Raw genomic sequence first — 26,502 nt, forward strand, 5'->3', positions numbered from 1 at the left:
TATCAAATAAATTTGTTTTTTTATGTAAGTAAAGCAAGGTATGATTGCTAGCTTTGTAATCGCTGTGGTTTGTGTCACCGAATGAATCAAGAATGTATTACAGGTCTAAGTCAGACTTGGAAAGATATTTGTGATCAATATACTGAAAATGAACATCTTGCAGCTTTGCAATTTATCCAGAAGCATGTTGAGCATTTAGTTACTGTTTTTTATGAACAAATGTCGAGAGAACCAGCGTCAGCTGAATTTTTTAAAGACGATATTATTCAAAAAAGGCTCATCGACACCTTAAGAAAATGGTTATTAGAAACATTTAATGTTGCACTAAATAATGATTTTGAAATTTCGGTTAAAAGGCAGCAAAAAGTTGGAATGGTGCATGCGCGTGTCGGCATTCCGTCATGGTTGATTATGCGTGGTGTACGTGAAATAGAACGTAAAATATTTGAAATTTTAGAGCTAAACCATACGCAAAATATTCTCCATATGTGCAGTTATATTGTACAAATTATCGGATTTAGCACAGAAATTATGTGCAGATCTTATGAGATCAATACGGAAAAAAAACAAGAAACCAAGCATAATTATCGCTTATTTTCAGCGATGCAAGATGTTGCAGTGCATAAAGATAAACAACGTGGTTCATTGCTCAATTGGGAAAATGAATTGATGTTTAAAATCTTTTCGGGAAATGTCAGTTTTTATCATTCCTTACTTTCAAAGTCAGAATTTGGATTGTGGTTTATTCATAAAGCGGCATATGCTTTTTCGGGTTCAGATCAGGTTCAATTAATTATTGATCGAATTTATCAAGTGGATGAGCTAACGCAGCAAACCACACAAATAACGGATAAAGATCAACTGCAACATTTGATTCAACAGATTCGAGACTTAAATCGTGAAATTCAGCATTTAGTCGATCAATTATTTCAGGTGGCTGAATATATTGAGTCAGGCAATGATTCTTTGACGCAACTCTTAAACCGTCGTTATCTTAGTACTATTATTTCACGTGAAATTACTTTTGCACGTCAAAATCAAACGCCTTTGTCTTTGCTAGCCTTTGACGCGGATTACTTTAAAATGATCAATGATAAGTTTGGTCATGCGGCAGGTGATCTTGCACTGAAATTTATTGCCGAAGCTTTGCAGCGTTACAGCCAAGGTAGCGATTATGCATTCCGTATTGGTGGCGAAGAGTTCTTGTTACTCTTGGTGGACACCAATGTAAACCGTGCGATGAAAGTTGCAGAAAATATTCGCCAATATATTGAAAACGGAGTGATCCGAACAGTACAAGGTCAGCAATTTAGTTTAACCGTTAGCGTTGGTTGTGTGCAGTATAATGGTCATCCTGACTATCAACGTTTACTAGATGCTGCCGATATAGCACTCTATGCTGCCAAGAATACTGGTCGTAACCGTATTTACGTTGCTAAAACTGATCAGCAAACAAGATCATCTTCATCCTAAATGGATATTCACTTAATTTTGCTTTGTAGAAAATCTAAAAATTTTGCTTTTTGCTCTACATACTTGGGATGAACTTTAGCTTCATCCCATTTTTGTTTAAATACTCGTGCAGCAGCTGCTTTGACGGAATCCTCTTTTTGTCTTGGAAGCTCTTCGCGTCCATGTGCACCACTTAATCCTTTTTTATCATTAGGGACTGGACCCTCATATTTTTTACCACCTTTATGGTTGGCATAGCGACGTGCACGTGTAAAACCCATCTGCAAAAATTTACGTGCCATATCTGCACCGACAAAATCTTCAGCGTCTAAATACTCTTCAAAAAGTTGCCAAATTTTGGTGCTGCTTTCGATGGCTTTTTTTTCATTAGCAAATCGCCAATAAGGCAAAATTTCAGATTTATAAGGCTCTACGAGTAATACACCTTGTTCACCACGTCCAATTCTATAAAGTTCAGGGTGTTCGCGAAAATTTATTTTTTTAAAATCTAAACTGTAATCAAAACTATTGGAATGAACGCGTGATACACGCTTAGGTGTGGGGATGGATTTATTATTCATATTCACTCCATTACAACCTTACTCTATTTCAAGCTTAAGCTAAAAAAGTAGCCCCAGTTGGGGCTACTTTTTATTTTGTCTTTTTGCTGGTGGATTTGGCTTTGGTCGTCTTGGGTTTTTCTCCCTTAGACTTGCTTGCCTTAGCATCCGTTTTCTTTGCTGTTGAAGATTTTTTTGTTGCTTTCTTCTCAGCTTTTGGCTTTTCATCTTTAACTTTAGTGCTTGTTTTTGATGTGCTGGCTTTTTTAGGGGCCTCTTTTTTGTCAGCTTTAGATTTCGGCGAACTTTTAGTTGACGCAGATTTTTTAGCTTTTACTTTTTCATCTTTAGTTGCAGTTTCTTTTTTAGAAGTGCTGTCCTTAGATTTTTTTTCAGCAGTTTTCTTTGTTTCTTTCTTTGAATCTTGACTCGATGCTTTAGCTGATTTTTTTACTTTATCCTCATTTTTTTTTGCAGTTTTTGCCGTAGTTTTCGCTGTCTTTTTCTCATCTTTTTCAGTTGTCTTTTTTGCGGCTACCATAGTGATCACCCTTAGTTAGTAAAAAAAAGAAAATAGCAATGAATCTAAAGGATTCATCTTGTTTTCAATGTACGGACTAATCTTGAATATGGGGGGTGAAATCATGTTATGAAATGTTTAATTTATGAACAGAAATACATTAAGTAATTGATATCAATTTTATGCTGTAGTTTTGAGTTACAAGTCTTACAGCACGGTTACAAACAATATTTTTAAAAAAAATTTTTTCAAAATAAATATTTTGGGCGATTAAACTTCTACAACCACATAGTATTTTTTGACGGCTTCGACAACTTCAAACTTGCCCTGAAACGATGGGGGAATAATGCCCGCATGGCCAGCAGAAACTTCGATATATCCGCCTTGTTGATCATGAATACGTACTAAACCTTCAAGGATTGTAAAAAACTCTTGTTTGTTCGGTGCAAAGACAATATTCCATGCGCCAACTTCACATTGCCAAATCCCGCAGTCCATATTGGGGTGTACATACAGGCTTGCAGTTTCACGTTTAGGATTGCCCTGAACCAAACGGTCTGGGCGAGGGAAGTCTATGCTGTGTTGGGCTTGTGCTAAACCCTGACCGGCAATATATACATCTGACATCATTCATCCTGAAATTGGTGTTTTGCAATCAAAAAAATCGATCTGCGACATTAAAACATAAATAGAAAAAGCCTCAAGAGTTTGAGGCTTTTTTTATGAGTGCTAACGCTGAATGTTCTGTTAATAGCTTTCAGGCACAGCACTTAAGAATTCACGGCGTTCTTCTTTATTGGTTTTAAAGTCACCGACAAAAGAAACGGTACGTGTTGTAGACTCTTGTTTACCTACACCACGCATCATCATGCACATGTGAGCTGAATCAATCACCACAGCAACACCACGCGCACCAGTCACTTCAGCCACAGCTTCAGCGATCTGCTGAGTGAGGTTTTCCTGAATTTGTAAGCGACGGGCAAACATTTCTGTAATACGTGCGAATTTTGATAAACCTAAAACATTGCCTTCTGGGAGATAAGCAATATGTACACGGCCATAAAAAGGCAATAAATGGTGCTCACACAATGAATAGAATTCAATATTCTTAACTAAGACCATTTCACGGTTATCGGATGGGAAAACCGCATTGTTGGTCACTTCTTCAAGTGTCTGGCTATAACCAGAAGTAAGATATGAAAAAGCTTTAGCAGCACGCATAGGCGTATCTTTAAGACCCGGGCGATTCAGATCTTCACCAACGGCAGTTAGGATATTTGCGTAGGATTGCTGCATAGACATAAGACGTGTTCACTTACACTGAGAGATTGAACAAGGACGGCATTGTAGCAGAAAACTATTACAATGCCTTCTTTTGGAGTTAAATCCGATTATTGTTTAAACTGTGGGTTCTTTTCTGCACGTTTAAGCAGAACCAGTACAGCACCTGTGCCGCCTTGTTTTTCTGGGGCGCTCACGAATGCCAATACATCACGATGTTGACGTAACCAACTATTTACATAAGTTTTTAAAATTGCTTCTGGACCTTTGCCATGCACAATTTTAATGACGTTTTGATTGTCATCTTTCGCCATTTGAATAATTTGCAGCACGGCAGAACGGGCTTCTTCAACAGTGCAACCGTGTAAGTCGACAGCTTCAAACCAACGTAGATTACCAGCTTTCAAATCTTCAAAAACTTTATGTTGTAAGGTTGCAATGCGATAGCTTAAAGCAGCTTGACTGGCAACAGGGTTGAGCATCGCTTGCGTATCAGAAAGTAATGCATCATCTGTTTCCATAGGACCAATTGCAGCAGCACGTTTAGCCAACGTTTGCGCATCAGGTTTTTTACGACCCACTTTTTCCATTTTTGCAATATTTCCTGCATTCATTTTTTGAACACCTTGCATTTGCTTTTGGAAAAGCGCGAAGTCTTCTTCCTGCTCTTGTTCAACAGTCTTTGGCGTTGGCTCAGGCTGTTTAGCAATCGTTGAGGAATGTGGATTCGTAATTTGCTTTTTAAAAGATTTCAGTAGGTTGTACTGATCTTTTGAAAGCGAAGAATCGTGTTTGCTCATAATGAAAAAACGGGAAATATACAAAAATTTAGTGCAATTATAGCCTTAAATGGCACTGATTTGAACTGGAAAGACTTTATATAAAGAAGATCTCTTAATTCATTACAAGTCCTATTTGGGCTTCAAAGTTGAATTAATTAATTTAATAACTTTTTTATTTTTATATTGTTCTGCAAGAGCTAATGCTGATTGTTCTTCATTAAATTTAGAAATACACACGATTTCGGTTGAAGCGCCTTTTTCAAGTAAATAAGAAATTATCTGATATTGATTTAGGCGGATAGCTTTACCTAATGGGGAGCATCTAGTGAAATAATATGTTTGTGGTTCAACTTCATCTACTACAAGTTCATTTATTTTTCTCAGCTTCATTTTTTTGATTAAAGAAATATCTGTGTGCTCGATAGCCGCCATAATTAAGGTGGTATCATAAAATTCATTGTTTTCACCAAAATTTAAATATTCAAGATACAAATTTTTGGCTTTTTCATAATTATCAATATCATTTTTCTGTGTCAGGTTCTTTATCGCATTTTGGAAAAAATCATTCATATCATCAAAATCATTTATTGCTGCATGGAACATGAATATATTTATTAAATATGGCTCATCAGCTAAATTCTTTTTCAATAAATGAGGGGTATCTTTATAAAAAATTTGTTCAAAATGATTTAATTTTTCCATGGAAATAGGGTGAGATTTAATATTGATTGGTTTTGATAAAGAATTTTTATGTCCTTTAGAAATAGAAAAATAGGTTGAATTTTCAATATTCTTGTTTTTAGTATTGATTGAGTAATTAATGACTATTGGTAAGCCTTGATAACTAATGATTTCAATTTGATTATTATTGAAATCATAATTTTTGCCCTTTAGCACGTTAGTATTTATATTTGGAAAAATTTGATTTAGGTCAATCTGCGCAGCAATGATGCCTTCGGGCATAGTGGAAATATTAAAGTAGAGGATATGATTTTGGTCAATATGATACGGTGAGCCAGTATAAAGAGTTATATTTTTTGCCCAACTTATCTGGTGTAGTGAAACCAAGATTAATGAAATGAATAGAAGAGTAGAAGTAATAATCGACTTCATTATTTTTAATTCTCAATTGAATAAAAATTATAAAAAGGATGTGTAATTTTTTTAATATGGATGCAAAGGAGAAAAAGGGTGAGCGAACTCACCCTACATATTTCATTTATATATTATCAGGCACACCAAACAGCTCCTTAAACGCCTGATCAGGACGTGGCTGCTTCATAAAACTTTCACCGACCAAGAATGCATGAATGTCATGTTCTTGCATCATCGCGACATCAGCAGGTGTTGCAATACCGCTTTCTGTCACAAGTAGGCGAGAAGGCTCAAGTAACTTCTTCAAACGTAATGATGTATTGAGGTCAACATCAAAGGTTTTTAAATTACGGTTATTGACGCCTAGTAGACAGTTGTCAGAAAGACGCATTGCACGCTCAAGTTCTTCTTCGTCATGTACTTCAACCAACACGTCGAGATTGTGCTCAAAAGCAGTTTTCGACATTTCTTCGAGTTGTTGATCAGACAAACAAGCCACGATTAATAAAATACAGTCCGCATGTAAAGCGCGTGCTTCAATTACACCATAAGGGTCAATTAAAAAATCTTTACGAAGCGCAGGTAAGTCACAGTGCGAACGTGCGATCTGAATGTTTTCATCAGCACCTTGGAAAAAATCCACATCGGTTAAAACAGACAAACATGCCGCACCAGCATCTTGATACTGCTGCGCAATTTCAGCAGGGTTAAAGTTTTCACGAATAATGCCTTTCGATGGTGATGCCTTTTTAATTTCAGCAATCACCCCCGGACGTTTAGAGCCGAGGTTTTGTGCAAAACCTCGAACGGGTGTAGCTGCTAGGGCTAGCTCTTCGACATCTTTATAGCTACGTTGTTTAAGACTGGTTGCAAATTCTTCTTTTTTACGTTCAACAATTTTACCTAAAATTGTATTGGCGATATTTACCATGATTTGAGTCCTAATCTTAAGCTTCGTATTCTTTTAAAGTTTTCGTAAATTCAGACAAAATGCCCATTTTTTCTAAGGCTTGACCGCCATAGATAATGTCATGTGCTAATGCAACACCTTGTTTATAGCTTTTGGTTAAGCCTGAAACATAAATACCTGCGCCTGCATTTAGGGCAATCATATTCGCGGCTTTTTCACCGAGTGCAGATTTGTTTTTACCTAAAGCATCTTTGATCAATTTTAGACTTTCAGCAGCACTATCTACAGATAGACCCGTTAAGGTTTGCGACTCGATATCTACAGCTTCCGGCTGAATTTCCCATTCAGTGACTTCGCCATCTTTGAGTTCAGCAACATAAGTACTTGATGCAAGGCTAATTTCATCTAAACCGTCTTTTGAATGCACCACCAAGACATGTTCTGCACCGAGTTGTTTTAAAACTTCAGCCATAGGACGACATAATTCTGTAGAGAAAACACCAATCACAAAACGTTTTACGCCGGCCGGATTCGTAAGCGGGCCAAGTAGGTTGAAAATACTACGGAAGCCCAATTCTTTACGTGGACCAGCAGCATATTTCATGGCTTTATGATGATTAGGTGCAAAGAGGAAACCCACGCCCATTTCACGAATACAACGTTCAGTTTGCTGCATGTTCAGGTCAAGGTTAATTCCAGCTTGTTCTAAAAGATCAGAAGAGCCTGATTTTGATGAAACACCACGACCGCCATGTTTAGCAATGGTTGCACCTGCTGCTGCAATGACAAAACTAGACGCAGTAGAGACGTTAAATAAGTTTTGACCATCACCACCTGTACCAACGATATCCACCAAATGTGGTAAATCACTGACATCAATTTTGATCGCAAACTCACGCATTACACGTGCTGCGGCAGTGATTTCATCAATACTTTCACCTTTTTGGCGTAAGCCCATCATCAGTGCGCCAATTTGAGCATCGGTTGCTTCACCTTGCATGATGGTGCGCATCACTTCTTCCATTTGAGGTTGAGTGAGTTCAATATTTTTCGTGATGTTATTTAAAGCTTGTTGAATATTCATAATATTTTTTGCACTCGATTATGCGTAAATTTCTAAGAAGTTTTTAAAGATTTGATGGCCATGTTCACTAAGAATCGATTCAGGGTGAAACTGCACGCCTTCGACAGGCAATGTCTTATGTTTGACTCCCATGATTTCTTCCATCGTGCCATCTTCTTCATTGGTCCAGCAGGTCACTTCTAAACATTCTGGCAAAGTCGCTTGATCAATCACCAAAGAGTGATAGCGAGTAGCGGCAAAAGGAGAAGGGAGGTTGCTGAAAATGCCTTGATCGCTGTGATACATGTCAGATAAACGTCCGTGCATCACTTTTTTAGCGCGAATAATATCGCCGCCAAAAGCTTGTCCTATGGCTTGGTGGCCTAAACACACACCCAGTAAAGGAATTTTTCCCGCAAAGTGTTGAATCGCAGGAATTGAAATACCTGCTTCACTTGGCGAACAAGGGCCAGGACCAATGACTAAATACTTCGGTTGCCATCGCTCGATATCTTCCAATGTCACGGCATCGTTACGTACAACTTTTACTTCCTGATTTAACTCGCCAAAATATTGGACGATGTTGTAGGTAAAAGAGTCATAATTGTCGATCATGAGAAGCATATCAAGCGTATCCCTAAGAAATTTATACTAATATTTTGTTTAGAGGTTTTTGTTACCCGTAACGTTACCCGTTTTAAAAACTTTACTTAAATCAGGCACAAAATATAAAGCCTGCTAAGTGCAGGCTATATTATCAGATTCTTGTTTGTATTTTTCGACTTCTTTCTTCACTTGAGATTCGTGCCAAAAAACATCTTTTTCACTTAAACGAATTGGCTCGGGAAGCTCTCCTTGTTTTAACATTCTATAGAACTTAGTTTTCCCAACAGAGAGAAGTTTCATAAAATCATTAGCCCGAACTCGACGATCAATTTCCATCAAGACACCTCCTTTAAAATTTGTTTCACTGATTCAAGAAAATCCTCAGAAATACTTTCATGTCCTATATCTGTATCTTCGCCTTTGGGATCCATCACGCCACCTTTAAAATAAGGGCCTGGGCTTGAAGGCGAAGAATAAATTCTTTGCCATTCTTTAGCCATAATTTAAGAAAAAGTTCATAACGCTTTTGAGCAGCACCATTCATGTTTCCCGCATTATCAATCTTCAAACCAGGTTTATTTGCTTTAGTGAAAACAGCTTCACCAACAATTTTATTAATTACGCATTGATATCCATCACTTGCTAAAAACATTGTGAAGGCCGGGACTAATGATTTAGGACAAATCATGAGCTCACCTCACTTGCTTGATTTTCAAGCTCGAAGCGACGCTTTTTAACGTAGTCCATTAACTTTGGTTGAATTTCAGGACTACGTGCAGAAACATCAATTTCCAAAGCATCTAATGTAGTTAAGTCAGGTGCATTCTGAATCTGAACCATAAGTGAAGGTGGAGTTTTAATTTCAGCTTCTGCAGGTGCAAGCTCACGTAGGCGCTTATGAATAGCATCTAGTAATGGTTTGCGCTGTGCTTCAGTCCAGTTGCGTGTATAACCGGTAAGGACGGTAGCTTCTTTAGGTGTTTGAGCATTTGTTGCACTGGTTATTAAATCTTTCAAAAGATTTTGATATTCATCATCTGTTGATTCACTAGCTAACTTATTTTTCGCTACTAACTTTTCGGCCTCAACCTGCAAACGTTTGAGTTCTTCTACACTTAAGTTGTCAGTCGTATGTTCTGGCTTAGGTTTATATTGCTCAGGATCTAGTTCAAGCAGCTTGTCCTCAGTTAATTTACATAGGTGCTGAGTGTGTTCACGTTCTAAATGAACATTTGCCATGAACACCGGACGTAATGCTAGTACCGCATCATTAGTGGTACAGGCATTAATTTGCATAGTGAACTTTTCAATCAGTTTCACTGGATCTGTTTCAATCTCTTCAACTGCAGATTGTTCGAATGTCTTTGCTTCCACATCATTTGAAGTTGAATTTTGAACCTTATCCGACTCATCAATTTTAGATTTACGTGTGCGTTTTTTAGATTGCTCCGGTATCTCAATAACATTGGATGCACGATATACACGATCAAATAGCTTACAAAAAGCTTCGGCTTGTAACTTTGCATTTTCCAAATCACGCTGGGCAAAACCTCGAGCAATCGATTGATTCAAAATTTCATGGCATACCACATATTTATAGTGATGAATTTCACCGCTGGCCTGGACAACAAAAATAGCATCACCAACCTGAACTTCATCCAGCTTAAGAGGTTTAGTAAAGGTGATGCCTGCAACTTCTATAGTTTCAATTTTGATGCAGAACTCATAACCCTCTTTAGCAAAAATTGTCGCTGGAAATTGATCCAAGTCATTAAAATCTAACATGTCACCAATTGGGCGACACATAACATGTTTGCCAGCCATTAGTGCATCGTATGCGAGAGAGCTTGTAATAATATTATTCATTTTTAGTACACTCCCTTAATGTCGAACATTACTTTGCTGTTGATGATTATTTTGCTGTGGAGGCGCTTCCGACCAACCCATCTGATCCGCACGAGCACGACAAGCCTGACGAATTTGATTGTTGAATTTAGTATTACCAAAGGTATTAATGGCTTTATCTAAAGTTTCAGGCTTCTTCGCATTTCGAATAGATACCAAAGCATCTTGAAAGCGCTGATCTAACGGCTTTTGCTGTGCAGTGTTTACCGGAGCCGATTGACGCTGCTGACCTTGATTGGATTGGCCTCGGTTGGGCTGCTGATTTACTTGGTTATGATATTCATCAGTGTCATAGTCTTTTGTGTCGTCAATTAGGAACATGCCGTTAAGCGCATATTTCCTTGCATACGAACTAGAGGTACCAAATGTCTGTGCTACATCCATACCTTTCTTTTCAATTTCCACTCCAGCATGTGCCGTGACAACAGTTTCTTTACCCTCAGCATCTGTAAAAACTACTTTTGCAGTAACCACCACCACTGGTCCAACTTGCTGAACTTCATCAGTGATAATTAACGTGGATTTTGTGGCCTGGAGTAGTGGTTTAACAGCTTCAAGAATATCCTCGCAGCTACGGTAGTGAAATTTACCGAAATTGTTGTACTTACTTTTTGGCGCTTTCAGTTCTAACTGGATTTGTTGTAAGGCATTCATCAAACTTCTCCCAACAAACGGTTTTTAATCATGTGCTGCACCAGCATTTCATTGATGTTGCGGTGGTCGTTGTAGTCCGTGAAGTCGGGGAACGGGTTGCCGTATTCATCGGTAATGTGTTCGATAGAAAGCTGGGTGATTTCAGCCGTTTCAAACTCACTGCCTGGTACCCCGTAGCTGTCTTCGAATGGTTCAAAGTCAAAGCTTACGTCTAGGGTGAAGTTGTCTAAACGGATAACAGCACTACCTGAAGTTTTAGAAGTGAGTTCCATTGCAGCGACGGTAGTAACTTCAGGAAAGCTTTTATGAAGCACCTGAGTGTTGAGAGCTTGTGGCTTATAAGCGAATGCTATTGCACCGACTGTTACTGTTGCAGCGACAAGTGTTACCTTGAGGCTATTGAAAGGGGTTAATGTTTTGTTCATACTTATCTCGCAGTTTGCAAAGCACATCGGAGTTAGAAGGACGATGTGCTTTTTTGTTGTTTGTGAGATAAATACTACTTTAAGTAGAATTTTTGTCAATACTTAGTAGAAAATAATACTACTTTAAATTGTTTTTTGCTTTATAGTAAACAAAATAACCACCGTGGTGGTGGATTGAGTAGAGTTTATTTATATGTGGACGCGCGAAGAATTAGTAGAAATACGAGAAAGAGCTGAGTTGGAGGCTTCAATAATTGGTAATAATGAAAAATGGCGACACGCCTGTTTGGAACTAGCATCTGCCGCCGATAGACTTGATTCAATCACACACCGTATTGAATTTGGTTTGGAGATTGCTACACCTCGACAGACCACCGAGGGGTAAAACTATTTGTTGTTTCTTCAACTGAAAGTATTTTAGAAACATGAAAGTTTCTTATGCCGCCGCGCTGAATGTCATAACAGAAGAATTTTTCAGTACCGCCTTTAATGCGGAAACTATATGGTTCAGCTTCTCGTGTTTCGATTGATCCATCATCTTCTCTTGCTGTAATGATGATTGTATGCAGATTTCTACCAGCTGAAGCGATTACATCTTTAAAGCTCACTTGACTCTCCACCCGATCTATTCTAAAGGACTGCGTCGGGTTCGCAGTTTTTAATATTTAATTAACACTGAATGTTGTATTTAGTCTTAATGAATTAAAGATTTCCACAATCTCATCATGTGTGTATACCTTATGGCAAGGTAATCCATAAATTTGAATTAAATTATATAAAAAATAAACCCGCTTATGCGGGTTGTGACTATACGATAGGTGTTAGATAAACTGAGTAAATGTGCCAATCTTTAACGCCAGATGTCCTATTTTCGAGATTCATAGGGTGATCATATAATAAACTTACATCTGAATTTAGATTCGCAAATAAAGCCGTGGCAATTGTTGTCGGCTTTGTGCCGAGAGGGGCAATAAATAATTTCTTTCCGTCATCCAAAGATCTCTTATAAAAGTTTAACATCTCAAAAGAAGAGGTTGGATCTAGTGCAGAACAGAAATCAATTTCAAATTTGGGATTGTCGGTTAATATGTTTAAATGAGGAACAATAGATTCCATTTCTAACCCTGAACTGAAGGCTGGGGTAGCAAAAATTGTTTTAATCAATTTTCCTTGTATCATCTGGAATTCTTCTAGAGCGATCTCCATTCTCGAAGAATCAAAACCAATAAAGAAAATACCAAGTTCCAGGTCATCATGATGAAGGTCACCAACAGCACCTGGAATTGGTTTATACCCTATTGGGTAATGGGATAATCTATAAAATTCATCACTTTCATCCTTATTATAAGTCAAAGGCTCTATGTAAATGATTTTAAACTCTAAGAAGTTTAGATTAATGAATTGTTTAATTAGGTAATAAATTTCCGGTAAGCCCAAAGTTGTGCTATCAATCATCACATTATTTTCTATATTTATAATAGACTCTAAATATTTAGAGTCATTAAAATCAATAACATGGCCATCGATTGAAAATTGCATTTGATTAGCATTAAATTCAACTAAATGAATGTTAGACTTAGAATCACTGAAAACTGAAAGTAATTCACGACCACGATCATCTAAAACGCGCCCACTGAAAATATGGATATTATTAAGGTCAGTTGTATCAAAACTTCTAAATACATCGGTATAAATATGTGCTTTATGCTTTATCATTCAAAGAAACCTAGCTGAATGTTTTCAAACTCTTGAATTTGATTGATATTTTGTTTTTTTGGACGCGAAATTTGCGTCAATAAACTTTTGTACTCTGTTTCAGTTCCATTAATTAAATAATGAAAATCTTCGACAGAAAATTCAATTTTCCTCTTTCTTCTATATGAAATGTTAAAATAAGGTGAATAAATAGGATTTAATAAATAGTCTACTATATCTAAACCAACCTTAGATTTAGTCTTAGTTTCAGAGTGTTCAATTAAAATGCTATGCTTTTTGGCTTCTTCTATGAACTCGAGCTCTTCGCTATTTAGAAGTCGATTCCCAGAGTTAATTGTAAATTGATTTTGTTCCGGTTCACTTAAAAGCGGATTTTCCTGTAAAGCTTTAAAAATATTTCCAAGCCTTAGGGTGAATATTCTCAGCTTTTCTCCATATTTTCCTAGCGTTCTAATTTCTTTAATGAGAGCATTAGACGCTTCATAGGCCGATTGTGACTGAATTTCAATACCAAAACTATGATTTTCAAAATCAAGCATCTCATTAATTTCAAGCGTTTTATAACAAAGAATTAAGAAATGTCTTAAGTTACCATTTGCCATGGTATAGAAAGCTTCAAAACCACTAAAAAGAGGGCATTTGTGGTCACTGAAGGGCCTATAAAGTTCTAGTAATGCTCCAAATAAATTATTATGAATCCAATCTTTATATTTTCCCTTATTTTGTTGATGATAATCTAGATATTCCTGTAATAATACATTTGGATTATTGCTTTTTCTCTCTAAAAGGAAAGGGGTAATTAATAATGCTTCTGGTTGGAAGTTGTTAATCTTAAAGTCTTCAAGTGTAATGTTACTACTATCGAGTAGTTCATTTATTCGTGTATCGACTCGATTTTTAATTCGATTCAAATTATAAGCATTATTAGCATGCTCTTTAAGAGTGATGCTTGGAAATTTCTGTTTAATTTTTTTTAGTATATCATCTTGATATTGCTCCTTAGCTCTTTCATTTAGCCTTGTTTCATCTGTAACTAGGCTTAAATCAAAATCAGGATTTTTAAAAGTTAGATTAAAATTGTTTAAAAACACTTCGGAAAAAAAAGATCTTCTTTCATTTTCCTTCATAAGTTCATCTAAATCTTTATAATTATAGTCATGAGTAGCATTGATTGACTCATTGCCTATTGTCATATTTTCATCAAAAAAAACTTTAGATGTAAAATTAACAATAAATGGTTTTTGAGAATGTTTTAATACTGTATTCATAAATCTTCGTTGGTGATTTAGAAGATTCTCAATTTCATCAATATAAATATAAAAGTTGATATCTTTAAGAACTTCATTAGACTTTAATGATTCAATAAAGGTATGAATAAAATTTAAACCAGGAGGATAAGCCTGGGGTTTAACAACCTCAATATTAGAGATCCACGCACTAAAGGATCTGTGTTTTGCTTTTAGATACGACTCTAATTCCAGTAAGTTTGTAGGGATATCTAAATCAAAATCTGCTAGTTCAGGTAGCTCAATATTTTTTAAATCATTATGTGTAAAGTGCTCATAATTACTACTTGATATATAATACAATGACTTACAAATTTCATTTGCGATAACAATTGCAAAATAATTTTCAAAAATATTGATCCATTCTTCTGTAGATTTGTTGCGTTTAAACATAGAGCTACAAAAATGTGTATCTATTCGCCAGTAAATTCCAATATTCTCAATTTCACTTTTAGGAATCTGATGACGACGTAATGAAAATTTTGATTGATATGACAAATATTTTAAAAGCATGGTCTTACCACAACCACGTTTACCAATAAAATATGTTGGCTTTGTAGCGTTAGCTAAATTTAGCCTTTCAAAATAAGGCGGTATATAAAATGAACCCCAAACATCTGCATCATGTTCTTCGGCTCGTGTTTTCGTAAGTAATTTGTAATCAATTATGCTCATTTATCTACTCACTAAACATTCCCAATTATCGGAATTTTCTCTTAAGATTTGAATGGTATTATCTGGTGTTCCATATGAATATGCTAATAACAATGCTTGGTTCAAATGACCAAAATATGCTTTATTTGCAAATCTAGCTCTATCACTTATAACATTAAAAACATCTAATGGTGGAGGGTAATCTGCAGGCCATAAGCCCGAATCACACCATCTATCACACAACTTTGTAAATGAATTGTCTTTAAGAAGTAGTTCACCATAAAAAACTTTCAGCTCAGGTAATTTAATTTTTAAGTAGTCTAGTGCTTCCTCATGGGCTAGCCCTACCACTAGAGCCGCCTCTGGAGAGGACATTAAGTCCTTATAATGCTGATTAATCCATTCTTCGATTTGATGTCCGCTTAGAATCGCATCATCTACTAAAAAGAAAGCCTCTTTAGCATTTAATCCATTTTTATACATATCTGGATAGCGAAAATTTGTACGAGGTACAATATTTTTTAAAAGAGGCATAATTACTTCGCCACTTTTTCCCGGTTTTCCAAAACCATCTATATTGAAGTTTACAGGCCCCATATAAAAAGTTTTACTGTTGTATCCTTCACTTAGTATTTGAAGCCAATTGAAACGATAACGATCTTCTTCTTTGACAAAATTAGAAATTGCCCTTCGAACAGCTTGTTGCATTAATTGAGTCATCTGTTTTTTATTTCTTATAATGAGATTGCGAACTATTAAATGCCCTAATAATGTTTCCTCTGGTGATTTAAATTGCTTCAACCAAATTTTAACATTTTCATGAGTCATGTTATCCCATAGATCAATTTGACTGAGCTGCTTTATTTCCCTTTTCAATTGAAGTAAATTTGAATTAAAAATCATTAATATTGTCCATATTATCAATTACTGGGAGGTTTAAGATTTGGCTATGGGTAATGTATTTAGCCCCAGTACCTTGAGAATTAGCCTTTAATTGCATCTGACCTTGTTTGCTTTTCAAATATGAGTAAATAAAATCTGTTTTGTTTTTAATCGGTCTTATTACAATTATTGAATCTGAAATTTTTAAATAATTTTTATGAACAACTTTAATTTTTTTAAAGAAATCCCTTCCGACACGGGCAATTATTACATCGCCTTTTTGAGCATATTTAGCAAATCTGGGTTCATCAGTATAAAATTTATTAGAAATATATTTTGCATTAATATCATCAAAATCTGTAGTGTGGAAAATATTGCAATCAGGGTTATTTTTGATGAATTTAGATGAATGATTTCCTCTTGAAATCGATTGAATAACATCCCCAAGAGACATAGAGCCAGCTTGTGAAGTATTGTAAAAATCCAAACGTTCCAAAACATCTTTATTGGTTTTAATATCTTGATTTACAAGCTTATTGTTTTTAAGTATAGAGAAGCTTATTTTGTGAGTTTCTTGTGGTTTAGTATTGTTAATAATTAATATATGCGCGTAAGTTTCTGTTTTCTCAAACACATAGGGTTCCAATTGAATTACTGAATCAATTTTATAAGAGTTAACTAAAACGTCCCTTATTGTTTGGTATTTTTGGTTTGTTAAGATTCCATTAGGTACAATTATTCCTACTTTGCCATTATGTTTTAATGCTTTGATTGCTTTTGTTAAAAAAATTAAAGCTGCTGGGATTTTATTTAACTTTAATATTTCATTTTCTAATAAAGTATTATTATCTAATTTGTCTAATATTTTATCTTTTGATAGATAAATATAAGGAGGGTTGCTAATTACAACATCAAAATTATTTATTTTTAAACTTTCATGAATAATATCAATATTATGTAAATTTAAATTTTTAATGTTAAGACTCTTTAATTGATTTAAAGCATTATTATCAATATCACACCCATGATAAATGCAATCATTCCAATATTTTAAAGACCCAGTAATTAAATTTCCAGATCCGCAACCAAGATCTAGAATTGAGCAATTGTTATACTTACCAAGTTGTAAGCATAAAGTCTCTGCAATTAATCTAGGCGTATAATATCGCCCTAGCTTATCCGAAGACTTACGATTGTTAATTTGACTTTTATAAAATAATGATAAATCTACACATTCATTCATTATTATACATCCCGATACAATCCAACAACCTTGCCAACTAACTTACAACCATCCTCTAAAGCAATGGTTTTCTCTGGCCAGTCAGGATTCAAAGGCTGCAAATACATATTTCCGCTCTCGACAATAAGCTTCTTAAACGTCGCTTCACTATCGCCTTGGCAGGAAACAATAACTAAATCACCTGTTTTTAAATCTGTTATTTGAAAGTCTGGATTTACATAAATCTTATCGCCAGGCCGAAAGTCGGGGAGCATTGACTCTCCAACCACTTCCAAACCATAGCCATTTTTTCCGCATTTAGGATTCGGCGGTAACCATTCCTCAAACTGCGTACCAGCTGGGACAGAATCAACAGTGGTCCATGAGCCAGCTTGCACCCATGAAATAACTGGAACTAATCGACCTGCAACTGGAAAAGGGGCCGTTACATTTGGTTCTAAACCAGTGCCATGATCTAGATAACTAATATCAACATTAAATTTGTCAGCAAGAATTTGCATTTTTTCTTCACGTGGCTTTGCAATACCAAGCGTGTATCTACGAGCCATCTCATACGTTACATCAATAGCATCTTTCAACTGATTAACAGTTGTAATAGGAGATCCTTCCTTATCCATAAGGCCTTTAAGTCTTGATGCAAATTCAAGATATTTTGCTGTCTGCACTTTGGATTTCTTTCCATTTTCTACCAATGGTAGAAGTTTACCTCGTATTTTTAGTTGCACCAATTCTATTTTAGGTAGTATATTGTCTTCTACTTTAAGTAGTTTTAATGAGTGCATTATGTCAACTCCAAAAGATGCTTTAGAAAAAGCGATAAAAATTGCTGGCAATAAGTCTTCATTAGCCCGTGGATTAGGCATAACACCTTGGGCTCTAAGTAAATGGAATTTCAATAAAATTCCTGAAGAACGTTGTTTGCCAATCGAAGAATTAACTAAATCTAAAGTTAAAGCTGAGCAATTGCGCCCAGACATTAATTGGACTTTCATTCGTTCTACTAAAAATAGTAATAACCCAGCCCTCCAATAACCACGTTCAAAGGACACCGATATGAACATATTGGATGCTGCTTACAACACAGTTCACGACTACCAAGGTGGAGCGAATGCATTAGCGCCACGAATGGGCATTAAAAGCCCAGCGGTATTGAACAGCAAAGTGAATCCCAATACGGAAACGCACCACATCACCTTGCTTGAGGCTTCAAAACTTATGGAGCTGACTGGGGATTACCGAATCCTACAAAGACTGAATGCTCATCACGGAAAAGTGGCCATTAACTTGCCGAATATTCCCGAATGTCGAGATACAGCGCTGACGGACTTAGTTCTGAGTTTTGGAATGGGGGGTGGGGATATATGTGCGCTATTCAAAGAAATGATGGCAGATGGCCGAATTACGCGTGGCGAAGCGATTGATATGTCAAAGGTCATTCACATGCTGCACGAGATCTTGGCAGAGCTAGAAATGCAAATAAACAAATGTGTCGAGCAATAAAAAAGCCTGATCTCGAACATCAGGCTTCCAATTCAAAATATGACGGAATCACAAATGAATATGAAATCAAATATACCACAAAACAAAGGTATACGCACAGACAAAAATGCCGACTACCTATCGGGCGACGTCGTGGTCTTCACTGATCCAATCAAACCAGACCACTTGATGACCGTACACAAAGTACAGAGTGATGGTGTGTTACTGGATGGAAATCACAACTTTGCACTGAGCCATTTAGTGCGTCCGGCAACAGTTGCAGAGGTATTGGCTAAACGTCGATTGAGTGCGGCTGAACAAGCGCTTGCGGAGGTTCCATGATCACCAACAAGGCAATTAAAAAGCAGCCTGAGCATAAACAACTGCAAGGCGTTCAGAGTTGGTATAACCCAGCGCTACGCACGCTTAATGGAATACTGGATATCCGTAAGGCCAACTTACGCAAGATCAATCGTGATGAAGCCAATGCTGCAGTCACACGTGATGAGTTTATCGAAATGCTCACCAATGAACATCGGATCTCGGCCTGGTATGCCGGTGAAATTATCTCAAGCTTACTGCGTTCAGAAATGATTTTGATGTTTGGACGTTTTATACAGATTAATGAAGGGGTGAACTCAAAATGAGCCAATTTACGCCCAATAGCTTTCAAGTGCCTAACGCATTTGTGGACGAAGTGCTTAACCAAATCTCGGATGCTGCATGCAAGATTTATCTTGTGGTGTGCCGTAAAACACGTGGATGGAACAAAGTGATGGATTCGATATCACTAAGCCAGTTAGAGGAAATTACGGGTAAGAGCCGTCCAACAGTCATCAAAGCAAAAAACGAGCTGATTAACGTTGGATTGTTGGTTGAATTACCAAGCACGATTTATGGAAATACCTTCAAACTTGGTGACGAAACAAGTGTTGGTTGGACTGTAAAATTCCCTAGTAAAAAATTTTTACTAGGTGAAAAAGCAGCCGTTGCTAGTAAAGATTCTTTACCACTGCTAGTAAAAAAATTTTACCCCGCTAGTAAAGAATTTTTACCATTGCTAGTAAAAAATTTTTACACACAAAAAACACTATCAAAAGACACTAATCAAAATAAAAAAATAAATAAAAAAAGATCCCGTGTTCCAGAACAACCTTCGACTGAAAAACCAAAAGTTGAAACTCAAAAATCATATGACCCGAAATCATGTGAATTACCAAGATTGGTAAATCAGGATCTATGGAATCAATTTGTGGATATGCGAACAGCTGCTAAAAAGCCACTCACTGAAAACGCTGTAAAACTCATTTTGAAAAAACTCGAGTCATACGGATCTTTAGCAGACCAATCCTTGGAAAATTCAATCATTGGAAATTACCAAGGCGTTTTCCCTCCAAAACAGCAGAATCTGCAGCAAGACCAAACTGGAATTCAGGAGCCAAGTTATTTCGCTCAGTCTTTTGATCAACAAGGTGGATCGAGCATCATCGATGTGACGCCAGAAGATTATGCTTTGGTCGGAGGATATTGAGATGAATCACTTGGTTTGTCGTGACGACGTACATGAGTTGATTGCAACTTTGCGAACACTCTACGCATCACAGTTCAATAAAAACTTCCCAGCAGAGGGTAAGAACTCAATCCCAATGCAAGTTGTTGAAGACCGAGTTGCTAAGGCCATGATTGGGGTGACTACGGAACAGTTTCAACGTGGTTTGCTCTTGTTGAGTACCAGTGGAAATAAGTACATGCCTAGCTTTGCTGACTTCCGAACAATGTGTATTGGCGAAGATTGGTGGAATGCTCAAAAAGCTTGGATCAAAGCATGTGAGTACACAAAAATTACGAAGCCTAAACCAGTTATTTTGGCAGATGGAAGTTCTCAATATCGAGACATTACGACCTTGGCCAAGTTCGCATTAGATCAAGTCATGCTGCTCATCAATGACGGTGAAATGTACCGAGCTAAAGAAGAATTCATTCGCTTGTATGAGGCATATGTGTTGGAAGCTCAGATCAAGGGGCGATTTCAAGAGTGGTATCAAGAACGACCAAGTTTGGCCTGGAGTGAATCTGAGAAAAAACATGTGCCGGTTGCGAATGATGAAGCTCAACAACAGCTGGCCAATCTGAAAGCCAAAATAAATGTTCGCAATCGTCATGTGCCGAAGCCGCAAAAATTAGAGGCAAATAAATCGAGCGCAGTGATTCAAAACGATTGGCCAGATCCATTTGAAAATCCAAGTGAATACCAGTCAATGATGGCGAATGGATTTAATCGTGTATTGGGAGGTGCTTCATGAACACCTCATTCGTTAAAAAATTTGAAGAGATTAAAAACGTACTTGTATACATCGCATTTTCTACTGCTGAGGTGACTGCTTTAGAGCTTGAGGAAAACGTGACTGATTGGGGCCGTTGCCAATTAAATTTACATCTTAAGAAGCTTGTAGAAGCAGGGTATCTGCAAAGTAATGGCAAGCAAGCAGAACGTGCTTATACCGCTACTGAAAAAACAAAGCAGTTATTTGGAGTGAAGTAGTGACCAGCTACTCAATTGCTGAATACAAACAAATGATCGGTGGTGCCAAACCTAAACGAGGCACCAAAAGACCTAAGGTTAAAAGTCAAAAGGTTCCCAATGAGTTTGAAGCGAAATTTGCGCTGGAGCTTAAAGCATTAAAGATAGATTTCGAACAGGAATTTAAGTTTCACCAGAGTCGCAAATGGAGGGCTGATTTCCACCTAAAGGGAAGAATGATTTTGATTGAAGTTGAAGGTGGCATTTGGAGTGGTGGACGGCATACAAGGGGTAAAGGGTATATCGGTGATATGGAGAAATATAACGCGGCAACAATGCTGGGTTATCAGGTTATACGGTTTAGTACAGAGCAAGTGAAGTCAGGTTTAGCAATTCAGCAGATTGAGAAGATGGTAGGGGATTTAGGATGAATGCAGCGGCAAAGCTAGAAGTAATGGATTGGTCTAAATACACAGCCGAAGAATGGTTTAAACAATATGGTGCTTACATTCAGACCTGCAGAATGAAATCAGGGAATACTCCAGATACATTGGGAATAAATCAAATTTACTGGTTAATTTGTGAGAACAATAAAGGGGTTGCACCGAGAAAAAATCAATTAATTTGCACTATCTCAGATTTTGAAGCTGAAGAAGTACGCAAAATGATTATTGATCTAAAGTATTCGCCACGTATTTGCGACTCAGCCAAAGTAGCAGTTAATCTTTTTATTGAAAAGAATGTGCGTGGGATGTCGCTTCGCCAAATGGAGCATCAATTCAAATTTGGAAGAACTGCTTTGGATAGCATGATTTTTGCAGGGAAATACTTTTTGAATGGGCATGATAAGCGATTAAGAATCATTTGACTGTCCGGACAGGATATGGCATATTTCTGCTATAGTGGACGAAGTTGTAGTAATTCACTGAACCTATTTAGATAAATATGCAAGCTAATAGCCTAGTCTTATGATTAGGCTTTTTAATGAAATTAACAGTTGATATACCCGACCTTCCTAGGCGGGTATTTTTTTGTCAAAAAATTAAAGTCACACTGAACGATTTTTTAAATATTAGTTATAAAGCTGTTAAGAAAAGTTGATAAAAAATATAGGGTTATTTTTATTTCTTATGTGGTATATATAGTTGACTGTTTTAGTATGGTTAAGTGAAAATGCCAGATAGAAATTCACATTTAATGATTGAGCAAATCTATAATTTCGTATGCATGAAGCCCAGCATTAAATCTAAGAGTAAATACATGCAGATGTATATCTTCTTTGAAGAACTTCATGAATCGACAAAAGACAGATTCATTGCCAATAAACCCTTTACTTATTTTGGTGTATTCAATGGGGTTGAAAAAAAGATATATGCGGACGCTGCACCGGAATTTTTTGATAAAGAAAAGTTTGTAAATTGGGTTGTAAAATCAATTAATTAAATTCATATGGTTATAAATATTGTCATTTTTCGCCAGTGTAAAGTTATGTAATAGTTTGGAAAATAACCAATAGAAACCGCTGTTGTTTCTGTCACCCTAACGGGTAATCCTTCGAGCCTACTTCCCTGAAAGTAGGCTTTTTTTTGAATGGGGGAAAACAATGTTCCAAGTTCTAATGTGTTTATTTGGATTGCATGGCGTGACGGAGATTGACCACGCCATTGATGGTGATGAGATTAGAGTTTGTCGTAGTTGTTTGTAAGAAATAAAGTGACATAATTCAATTTAATCGTTAAAACCACTTAGTAATTAATAGTTTTTTTTAAAATGAGTTAGATCTCAAATAAAATACATACTATTTTACCGATTATTGGAAACCTCCACATTTTGGATTTTAAGTTTCGCCCACATCAACCCCAATGATGTGGGCATTTTTTTGATTGAAAGTCGCCGAACGTATTACGGCACACAAAAGCCCCTCGCATTCTAGATGTTGAGGGGTTTTTCTTTTCTTATGGGTGGTACCTATGACAGACAAAGTACAGGCAAAACACGACTTAGAATTTTGCAGTGCTGAGCTGTCGAAATATCAGAATCTTAGTCGCACTGGTTTGACGCGAAATGAAATGCTAGCAATAGATGGCATCATGATTAAGCTGAAAGATCGCATTCGGAATTTGCGTGAAGCAATTTATACTTAGTTTTACAAGAATACTTCAGAAAAATCTGCAAAGTAGATGTGATTGAATCATCAATTCATTGAAATTAACCAAGGGGCTAATTAGATTATTTTAATTGATGTTTTTATATAAATGATAAATTTAACTTACTAATTTTGAATAACTTATATATTATTTGATTTGTTTATTAAATTAACGGAGGAATCTATGATGTATAAGAAGATAATTATGAGCTCAATAGTAGCCATTTGTACATTAGGCTCAAGTTTATCGATCGCCAAGGATTATTTTACCTCTGAGCAAACAGAAGCTTTAGCAAAATCAGCTGAAATTGGTAGTGCGGAAGCACAGCACATAATTGGATTAAATTTTTACTATGGACTCCATGGATACGAAATAGATTATTTTAAAGCTAAAGAATTGTTTCTGAAGGCAGCTGATCAAAAACACGCCAAGGCATATAATATGTTGGGTCTTATTTATGCAAACGGTAATGGCGTACCAGCAAATCCAGAATTTTCCACTCTAATGTACAGAAAAAGTGCAGAACTAGGGGATATATCTGGGATGTTAATATTGGGCAGTGCGTATAGAAATGGTTTTGGTGTAGAGAAAAATTTAAGTAAAGCATTTGAGTTGATCAATTCTGCAGCACAACATAAGAATGAAAGTGCAATTAAGATATTGGCTTACATGTATTATCATGGCGAAGGAGTTATTGTGGATAAAAACAAAGCATATGAACTCCATGAATTAGCCAAAAAGATAAATGAAAATAAAAACTGAAATCTGGATATCTATAACAACCAAAGTTGTAGAGCTTCTGTATGCAGGTATTGGATTTTTAAGTCATAAAATCTTTAAAAAATAAATTTAGTATATTAAAATCAACGGTCTATTTTTATGATATATGACTATTATGAAGAATAATTTAATTATACCTATATTCGTATTTACTGTTTTTTCTTTTGCTGGATGTAGTAAAGATCCATTAGATGTTCCATTAGATATGTCCAGCTTAAACGCTGTATCTGAGTCTTCTTCAAAACAATTAAAGCTGATGGACGAGGACGAGAAGAAAGTCTCAGATTGGGCCGTAAAAACGCTTGGATTAGATAACATTCAGTCTTTAAGTGGTTTTAAAGAACAATATGGCGATAAAGTAACTTATAGAATTATTTTAAAAAAAGCTGTTGAAAATAGAGAGCAAATAGTTTCTGATGAATTACAAAGATTAAAAGAATTAAAGCCATCGTGGGATGCCACTTATGATGATCTCTCGAAAATTAAGGCAAGTAATATTCATCTAGGCTCCAGTTCAGAATTTATGACACAAGGGCATCCTTTAATTTCTTTTGATGTCCACAACGGTAGTAAAGAAGATATTTCTTTAATCGTATGGCGATTAGAACTTTTCCTTAATGGGGAGAAGGAGCCTTATACCACTTATAATGCTGTTGACTCTTATAGTTATGGTCAGAAAAATAATGGCTTATTGAAAGGCGAGACTGTTCGCAGAGAGGTTACTGTTGATACATTTTTCAACCGACAAAATGCGGATAAATGGGTTGATCTTAATGCTAGAAAAGCAAGTTCTAAGTTGGTGAAGGTTACAGTTATTCCCACAAGAGTTGAAGATTTTAATAAGCAAGAGTTTATTACTGGTGATATAGATGGAGCCCTTGCTGAGTTTGAAGCTGAAAATAAAATTATTGAATTAGCTAAAAAATATACGTAATTTAAGAAATCGCTAAAGTTATCGCATTACCACTAATAAATTTAACCTCCTGCGGGAGGTTTTTTAATGGGTGAAATATGGAACCTAACGCATATAAAACCCTAACCAACAAATTACCTCCCAAAAAGAAACCGCGCACCAGGCCATTACCTAAAGCTAAAGAAAAATATCTAGAGGCTGAGGAAACTTTATTCCAAGAATTAGAAGAACGACGAATCGGATATCGACGGAAGTTTCAATTTGAAGCAACCAAAAATTGGCGTTTTGATTTTTATATTGTAAGACTGAATCTTCTTATAGAGATTGCGGGCAGCTCATGGGCCGTTGGTCGTTGCGGGAAAAAGACAGCAAACTCACTAAATAAGTATGACCTTGCTGAAGACCAAGGTTTTAAGATTATACGTTTTGATCCGCATGCGATTGAATCAGGGCAAGTGATTAATTGGATTCAAAGTCAATTAGCGAGATTAGTAGATGGAACAGATCAGACCATTCCCACCGACTGAACTTATGGATCAGGCTGAGGAAGAAGACGCTATACGTCTTGCACCAGCACAAGAATTACTGGCCTGGGTGAAAGATAATTACCTAACTATGGGTGGCCAACTACATAACCCAGACCATGATCATATCGCTGAGCTGATTCACGACGATGAAGAGTTTTTGGCATTTGCATGGGCATCTTCAGCGGCTATGGCCAAAAAGCGCATGGTACTCGGTCAATGTGAAAAAGTGATGTTTAACCAAGGTGGATGGAAGAAAGCTCGTCAAGAACAACAAATGCGAGACTGGTTCGGCTTTGTGCCTCAGTACTTAATTACGATTGATGCAGCATTTTGTGAGCAAACCTCTGATCGTGAATTCTGCCGTTTGATTGAACATGAGCTATATCACATCGGTGTAGAGCGCAATGAAGATGGTGAGATCATTTATAGCGATATGACTGGATTGCCGAAGCATTATTTGGCTGGCCATGATGTTGAAGTGTTCTTTGGTGAAATACGCCAGCATGGAATTGATAGCTCAGTACAACGATTATTGGATATTGCTAAAAATGCTCCATTTGTATCGGAGACAAACATTGCAGCGTGTTGCGGAAACTGTGTGATTAACTGAGCCGAAAGGCTCTTTTTTTTGCCTATCTTGCGACACGTAGCGACACAAAGAGGAATTTATGGCAACACTTAAAGAGCCTGTGAAAATTTTTATAATTCAGTCTCTTGCTTGCCGTGACACCCCTCAAGAGGTCGCGGATCTTGTGAAGCAAGAGTTTGATCTGATTCTCGATCGATCTCAGGTGGCTTTGTACGATCCAACCAAGCGACGTGGGAAAAACCTAAGCAAGAAATATGTCCAATTGTTTGAGAAAACCCGTCAGGATTTCGATGCAGGATTAATCGATATTCCAATTGCGAACAAGTTCTACCGTTTGAAAGAAATCCAAAAGATGTATGACGACTCTGGGAAGAACAAAGTCGCAAAACAAAAGTTATTAAAGCTTGCACATCAAGAAACTGATGGCAGGACAATTCGTCAGGAGCACACTGGTAAAGATGGTGCTGACTTGGAAATCAAAGTTATTCGAGAGTTTATAGATTAGAAGGATT

36 protein-coding genes are annotated in these 26,502 nt (G+C 36.6%); 16 read left to right on the forward strand and 20 right to left on the reverse strand.

The genetic code is table 11. The annotated features are described in order from the left end of the window. The first annotated feature begins 81 nt into the window (after positions 1 to 81). Positions 82 to 1,473, forward strand: a complete 1,392-nt coding sequence (locus tag FTU80_RS02110) for a diguanylate cyclase (protein WP_180084003.1) — start codon at positions 82 to 84, stop codon at positions 1,471 to 1,473. Between the two features lie 8 nt (positions 1,474 to 1,481). On the opposite strand, the gene FTU80_RS02115 is transcribed toward FTU80_RS02110, so the two are convergent. The 20 genes from FTU80_RS02115 to FTU80_RS02210 all read right to left on the reverse strand — a co-directional run bounded on the left by FTU80_RS02115 (position 1,482) and on the right by FTU80_RS02210 (position 17,816). After that, a complete protein-coding gene (locus FTU80_RS02115) occupies positions 1,482 to 2,033 on the reverse strand; it encodes a DUF4385 domain-containing protein (RefSeq protein ID WP_180084005.1) in 552 nt (183 codons plus the stop codon). 70 nt (positions 2,034 to 2,103) lie between these two features. Continuing rightward, the gene (locus tag FTU80_RS02120) at positions 2,104 to 2,553 is read right to left on the reverse strand and encodes a hypothetical protein (protein ID WP_180084007.1); all 450 of its coding nucleotides are present in this window, start codon (positions 2,551 to 2,553) and stop codon (positions 2,104 to 2,106) included. A gap of 249 nt (positions 2,554 to 2,802) precedes the next feature. Beyond that, positions 2,803 to 3,159 carry a cupin domain-containing protein gene (locus FTU80_RS02125; RefSeq protein ID WP_180084009.1) on the reverse strand — a complete coding sequence of 119 codons (357 nt, stop codon included), beginning with the start codon at positions 3,157 to 3,159 and terminating at the stop codon, positions 2,803 to 2,805. 120 nt (positions 3,160 to 3,279) lie between these two features. Continuing rightward, positions 3,280 to 3,828 carry a GTP cyclohydrolase I FolE gene (folE, locus tag FTU80_RS02130; protein ID WP_171262632.1) on the reverse strand — a complete coding sequence of 183 codons (549 nt, stop codon included), beginning with the start codon at positions 3,826 to 3,828 and terminating at the stop codon, positions 3,280 to 3,282. A gap of 95 nt (positions 3,829 to 3,923) precedes the next feature. Continuing rightward, positions 3,924 to 4,613, reverse strand: a complete 690-nt coding sequence (locus FTU80_RS02135; RefSeq protein ID WP_078191970.1) for a Smr/MutS family protein — start codon at positions 4,611 to 4,613, stop codon at positions 3,924 to 3,926. A gap of 111 nt (positions 4,614 to 4,724) precedes the next feature. Then, positions 4,725 to 5,708 (reverse strand): hypothetical protein, encoded by a 984-nt coding sequence (locus FTU80_RS02140; RefSeq protein ID WP_180084011.1) that lies wholly within the window; start codon positions 5,706 to 5,708, stop codon positions 4,725 to 4,727. A 106-nt stretch (positions 5,709 to 5,814) separates the two neighbouring features. Continuing rightward, a complete protein-coding gene (trpC, locus tag FTU80_RS02145; protein WP_180084014.1) occupies positions 5,815 to 6,621 on the reverse strand; it encodes an indole-3-glycerol phosphate synthase TrpC in 807 nt (268 codons plus the stop codon). Positions 6,622 to 6,637: 16 nt separating this feature from the next. Then, positions 6,638 to 7,684 (reverse strand): anthranilate phosphoribosyltransferase, encoded by a 1,047-nt coding sequence (gene trpD / locus FTU80_RS02150; protein WP_180084016.1) that lies wholly within the window; start codon positions 7,682 to 7,684, stop codon positions 6,638 to 6,640. Between the two features lie 18 nt (positions 7,685 to 7,702). Beyond that, entirely contained in the window at positions 7,703 to 8,287 is a 585-nt protein-coding gene (locus tag FTU80_RS02155) for an aminodeoxychorismate/anthranilate synthase component II (RefSeq protein ID WP_218945341.1), read from the reverse strand. Positions 8,288 to 8,401: 114 nt separating this feature from the next. Beyond that, the gene (locus FTU80_RS02160) at positions 8,402 to 8,605 is read right to left on the reverse strand and encodes an AlpA family transcriptional regulator (RefSeq protein WP_111884584.1); all 204 of its coding nucleotides are present in this window, start codon (positions 8,603 to 8,605) and stop codon (positions 8,402 to 8,404) included. A gap of 94 nt (positions 8,606 to 8,699) precedes the next feature. Next, positions 8,700 to 8,957 carry a hypothetical protein gene (locus FTU80_RS02165; protein WP_180026396.1) on the reverse strand — a complete coding sequence of 86 codons (258 nt, stop codon included), beginning with the start codon at positions 8,955 to 8,957 and terminating at the stop codon, positions 8,700 to 8,702. Continuing rightward, positions 8,954 to 10,135, reverse strand: a complete 1,182-nt coding sequence (locus FTU80_RS02170; RefSeq protein ID WP_180084018.1) for a hypothetical protein — start codon at positions 10,133 to 10,135, stop codon at positions 8,954 to 8,956. The genes FTU80_RS02165 and FTU80_RS02170 overlap by 4 nt, the downstream gene beginning before the upstream one ends. Positions 10,136 to 10,150: 15 nt before the next feature. Beyond that, positions 10,151 to 10,828: an ERF family protein gene (locus FTU80_RS02175; RefSeq protein ID WP_180084020.1), complete on the reverse strand. Its 678-nt coding sequence runs from the start codon at positions 10,826 to 10,828 to the stop codon at positions 10,151 to 10,153. After that, positions 10,828 to 11,253 carry a hypothetical protein gene (locus FTU80_RS02180; RefSeq protein WP_257221403.1) on the reverse strand — a complete coding sequence of 142 codons (426 nt, stop codon included), beginning with the start codon at positions 11,251 to 11,253 and terminating at the stop codon, positions 10,828 to 10,830. The genes FTU80_RS02175 and FTU80_RS02180 overlap by 1 nt, the downstream gene beginning before the upstream one ends. 356 nt (positions 11,254 to 11,609) lie before the next feature. Then, on the reverse strand, positions 11,610 to 11,861 hold the full coding sequence (locus tag FTU80_RS02185) for a WYL domain-containing protein (protein WP_180084022.1): 252 nt from the start codon (positions 11,859 to 11,861) through the stop codon (positions 11,610 to 11,612). A gap of 199 nt (positions 11,862 to 12,060) precedes the next feature. After that, positions 12,061 to 12,969: a hypothetical protein gene (locus FTU80_RS02190; RefSeq protein ID WP_180084024.1), complete on the reverse strand. Its 909-nt coding sequence runs from the start codon at positions 12,967 to 12,969 to the stop codon at positions 12,061 to 12,063. Then, positions 12,966 to 14,930 (reverse strand): hypothetical protein, encoded by a 1,965-nt coding sequence (locus FTU80_RS02195; RefSeq protein WP_180084026.1) that lies wholly within the window; start codon positions 14,928 to 14,930, stop codon positions 12,966 to 12,968. The genes FTU80_RS02190 and FTU80_RS02195 overlap by 4 nt, the downstream gene beginning before the upstream one ends. Beyond that, positions 14,931 to 15,812, reverse strand: coding sequence for a hypothetical protein (locus FTU80_RS02200; protein WP_180084028.1), 882 nt, complete (start codon positions 15,810 to 15,812; stop codon positions 14,931 to 14,933). Continuing rightward, on the reverse strand, positions 15,802 to 17,034 hold the full coding sequence (locus tag FTU80_RS02205; RefSeq protein WP_180084030.1) for an N-6 DNA methylase: 1,233 nt from the start codon (positions 17,032 to 17,034) through the stop codon (positions 15,802 to 15,804). The genes FTU80_RS02200 and FTU80_RS02205 overlap by 11 nt, the downstream gene beginning before the upstream one ends. A 2-nt stretch (positions 17,035 to 17,036) precedes the next feature. After that, positions 17,037 to 17,816 carry a LexA family transcriptional regulator gene (locus tag FTU80_RS02210; RefSeq protein WP_180063588.1) on the reverse strand — a complete coding sequence of 260 codons (780 nt, stop codon included), beginning with the start codon at positions 17,814 to 17,816 and terminating at the stop codon, positions 17,037 to 17,039. A 1-nt stretch (position 17,817) separates the two neighbouring features. Here FTU80_RS02210 and FTU80_RS02215 point away from each other — a divergent pair, with 1 nt between their 5' ends. The 15 genes from FTU80_RS02215 (at position 17,818) to FTU80_RS02285 (ending at position 26,495) form a co-directional block, all read left to right on the forward strand. Next, entirely contained in the window at positions 17,818 to 18,066 is a 249-nt protein-coding gene (locus FTU80_RS02215) for a Cro/CI family transcriptional regulator (protein WP_180084032.1), read from the forward strand. 21 nt (positions 18,067 to 18,087) lie between these two features. Continuing rightward, positions 18,088 to 18,534, forward strand: coding sequence for a phage regulatory CII family protein (locus FTU80_RS02220; protein ID WP_180084034.1), 447 nt, complete (start codon positions 18,088 to 18,090; stop codon positions 18,532 to 18,534). A 54-nt stretch (positions 18,535 to 18,588) separates the two neighbouring features. Next, positions 18,589 to 18,855: a hypothetical protein gene (locus FTU80_RS02225; protein ID WP_180084036.1), complete on the forward strand. Its 267-nt coding sequence runs from the start codon at positions 18,589 to 18,591 to the stop codon at positions 18,853 to 18,855. Beyond that, positions 18,852 to 19,160: a hypothetical protein gene (locus FTU80_RS02230; RefSeq protein ID WP_180084038.1), complete on the forward strand. Its 309-nt coding sequence runs from the start codon at positions 18,852 to 18,854 to the stop codon at positions 19,158 to 19,160. Before FTU80_RS02225 ends, FTU80_RS02230 begins: the two co-directional genes overlap by 4 nt. Further along, the gene (locus FTU80_RS02235) at positions 19,157 to 20,044 is read left to right on the forward strand and encodes a replication protein (RefSeq protein WP_180084040.1); all 888 of its coding nucleotides are present in this window, start codon (positions 19,157 to 19,159) and stop codon (positions 20,042 to 20,044) included. The genes FTU80_RS02230 and FTU80_RS02235 overlap by 4 nt, the downstream gene beginning before the upstream one ends. 1 nt (position 20,045) lies before the next feature. Beyond that, positions 20,046 to 20,816, forward strand: a complete 771-nt coding sequence (locus tag FTU80_RS02240) for a hypothetical protein (RefSeq protein ID WP_180084042.1) — start codon at positions 20,046 to 20,048, stop codon at positions 20,814 to 20,816. Beyond that, the gene (locus tag FTU80_RS02245; RefSeq protein ID WP_180084044.1) at positions 20,813 to 21,055 is read left to right on the forward strand and encodes a hypothetical protein; all 243 of its coding nucleotides are present in this window, start codon (positions 20,813 to 20,815) and stop codon (positions 21,053 to 21,055) included. Before FTU80_RS02240 ends, FTU80_RS02245 begins: the two co-directional genes overlap by 4 nt. Continuing rightward, positions 21,055 to 21,465 carry a hypothetical protein gene (locus tag FTU80_RS02250; RefSeq protein WP_180084046.1) on the forward strand — a complete coding sequence of 137 codons (411 nt, stop codon included), beginning with the start codon at positions 21,055 to 21,057 and terminating at the stop codon, positions 21,463 to 21,465. The genes FTU80_RS02245 and FTU80_RS02250 overlap by 1 nt, the downstream gene beginning before the upstream one ends. After that, positions 21,462 to 21,902: a hypothetical protein gene (locus tag FTU80_RS02255; RefSeq protein WP_180084047.1), complete on the forward strand. Its 441-nt coding sequence runs from the start codon at positions 21,462 to 21,464 to the stop codon at positions 21,900 to 21,902. The genes FTU80_RS02250 and FTU80_RS02255 overlap by 4 nt, the downstream gene beginning before the upstream one ends. A gap of 392 nt (positions 21,903 to 22,294) precedes the next feature. Then, positions 22,295 to 22,477, forward strand: a complete 183-nt coding sequence (locus FTU80_RS02260) for a hypothetical protein (RefSeq protein ID WP_180084049.1) — start codon at positions 22,295 to 22,297, stop codon at positions 22,475 to 22,477. A gap of 887 nt (positions 22,478 to 23,364) precedes the next feature. Beyond that, a complete protein-coding gene (locus tag FTU80_RS02265) occupies positions 23,365 to 23,943 on the forward strand; it encodes a tetratricopeptide repeat protein (RefSeq protein WP_180084051.1) in 579 nt (192 codons plus the stop codon). 133 nt (positions 23,944 to 24,076) lie between these two features. After that, on the forward strand, positions 24,077 to 24,895 hold the full coding sequence (locus FTU80_RS02270) for a hypothetical protein (protein WP_180084053.1): 819 nt from the start codon (positions 24,077 to 24,079) through the stop codon (positions 24,893 to 24,895). A gap of 77 nt (positions 24,896 to 24,972) precedes the next feature. Next, a complete protein-coding gene (locus FTU80_RS02275; protein ID WP_180084055.1) occupies positions 24,973 to 25,401 on the forward strand; it encodes a DUF559 domain-containing protein in 429 nt (142 codons plus the stop codon). Beyond that, entirely contained in the window at positions 25,370 to 26,011 is a 642-nt protein-coding gene (locus FTU80_RS02280) for a putative metallopeptidase (RefSeq protein WP_180084057.1), read from the forward strand. Before FTU80_RS02275 ends, FTU80_RS02280 begins: the two co-directional genes overlap by 32 nt. 58 nt (positions 26,012 to 26,069) lie before the next feature. Next, the gene (locus FTU80_RS02285) at positions 26,070 to 26,495 is read left to right on the forward strand and encodes a DUF2280 domain-containing protein (RefSeq protein ID WP_180084059.1); all 426 of its coding nucleotides are present in this window, start codon (positions 26,070 to 26,072) and stop codon (positions 26,493 to 26,495) included. Positions 26,496 to 26,502 lie beyond the last annotated feature (7 nt).

The organism is Acinetobacter sp. YH12145, from assembly GCF_013418335.1.
GTDB classification, from domain to species: domain Bacteria; phylum Pseudomonadota; class Gammaproteobacteria; order Pseudomonadales; family Moraxellaceae; genus Acinetobacter; species Acinetobacter amyesii.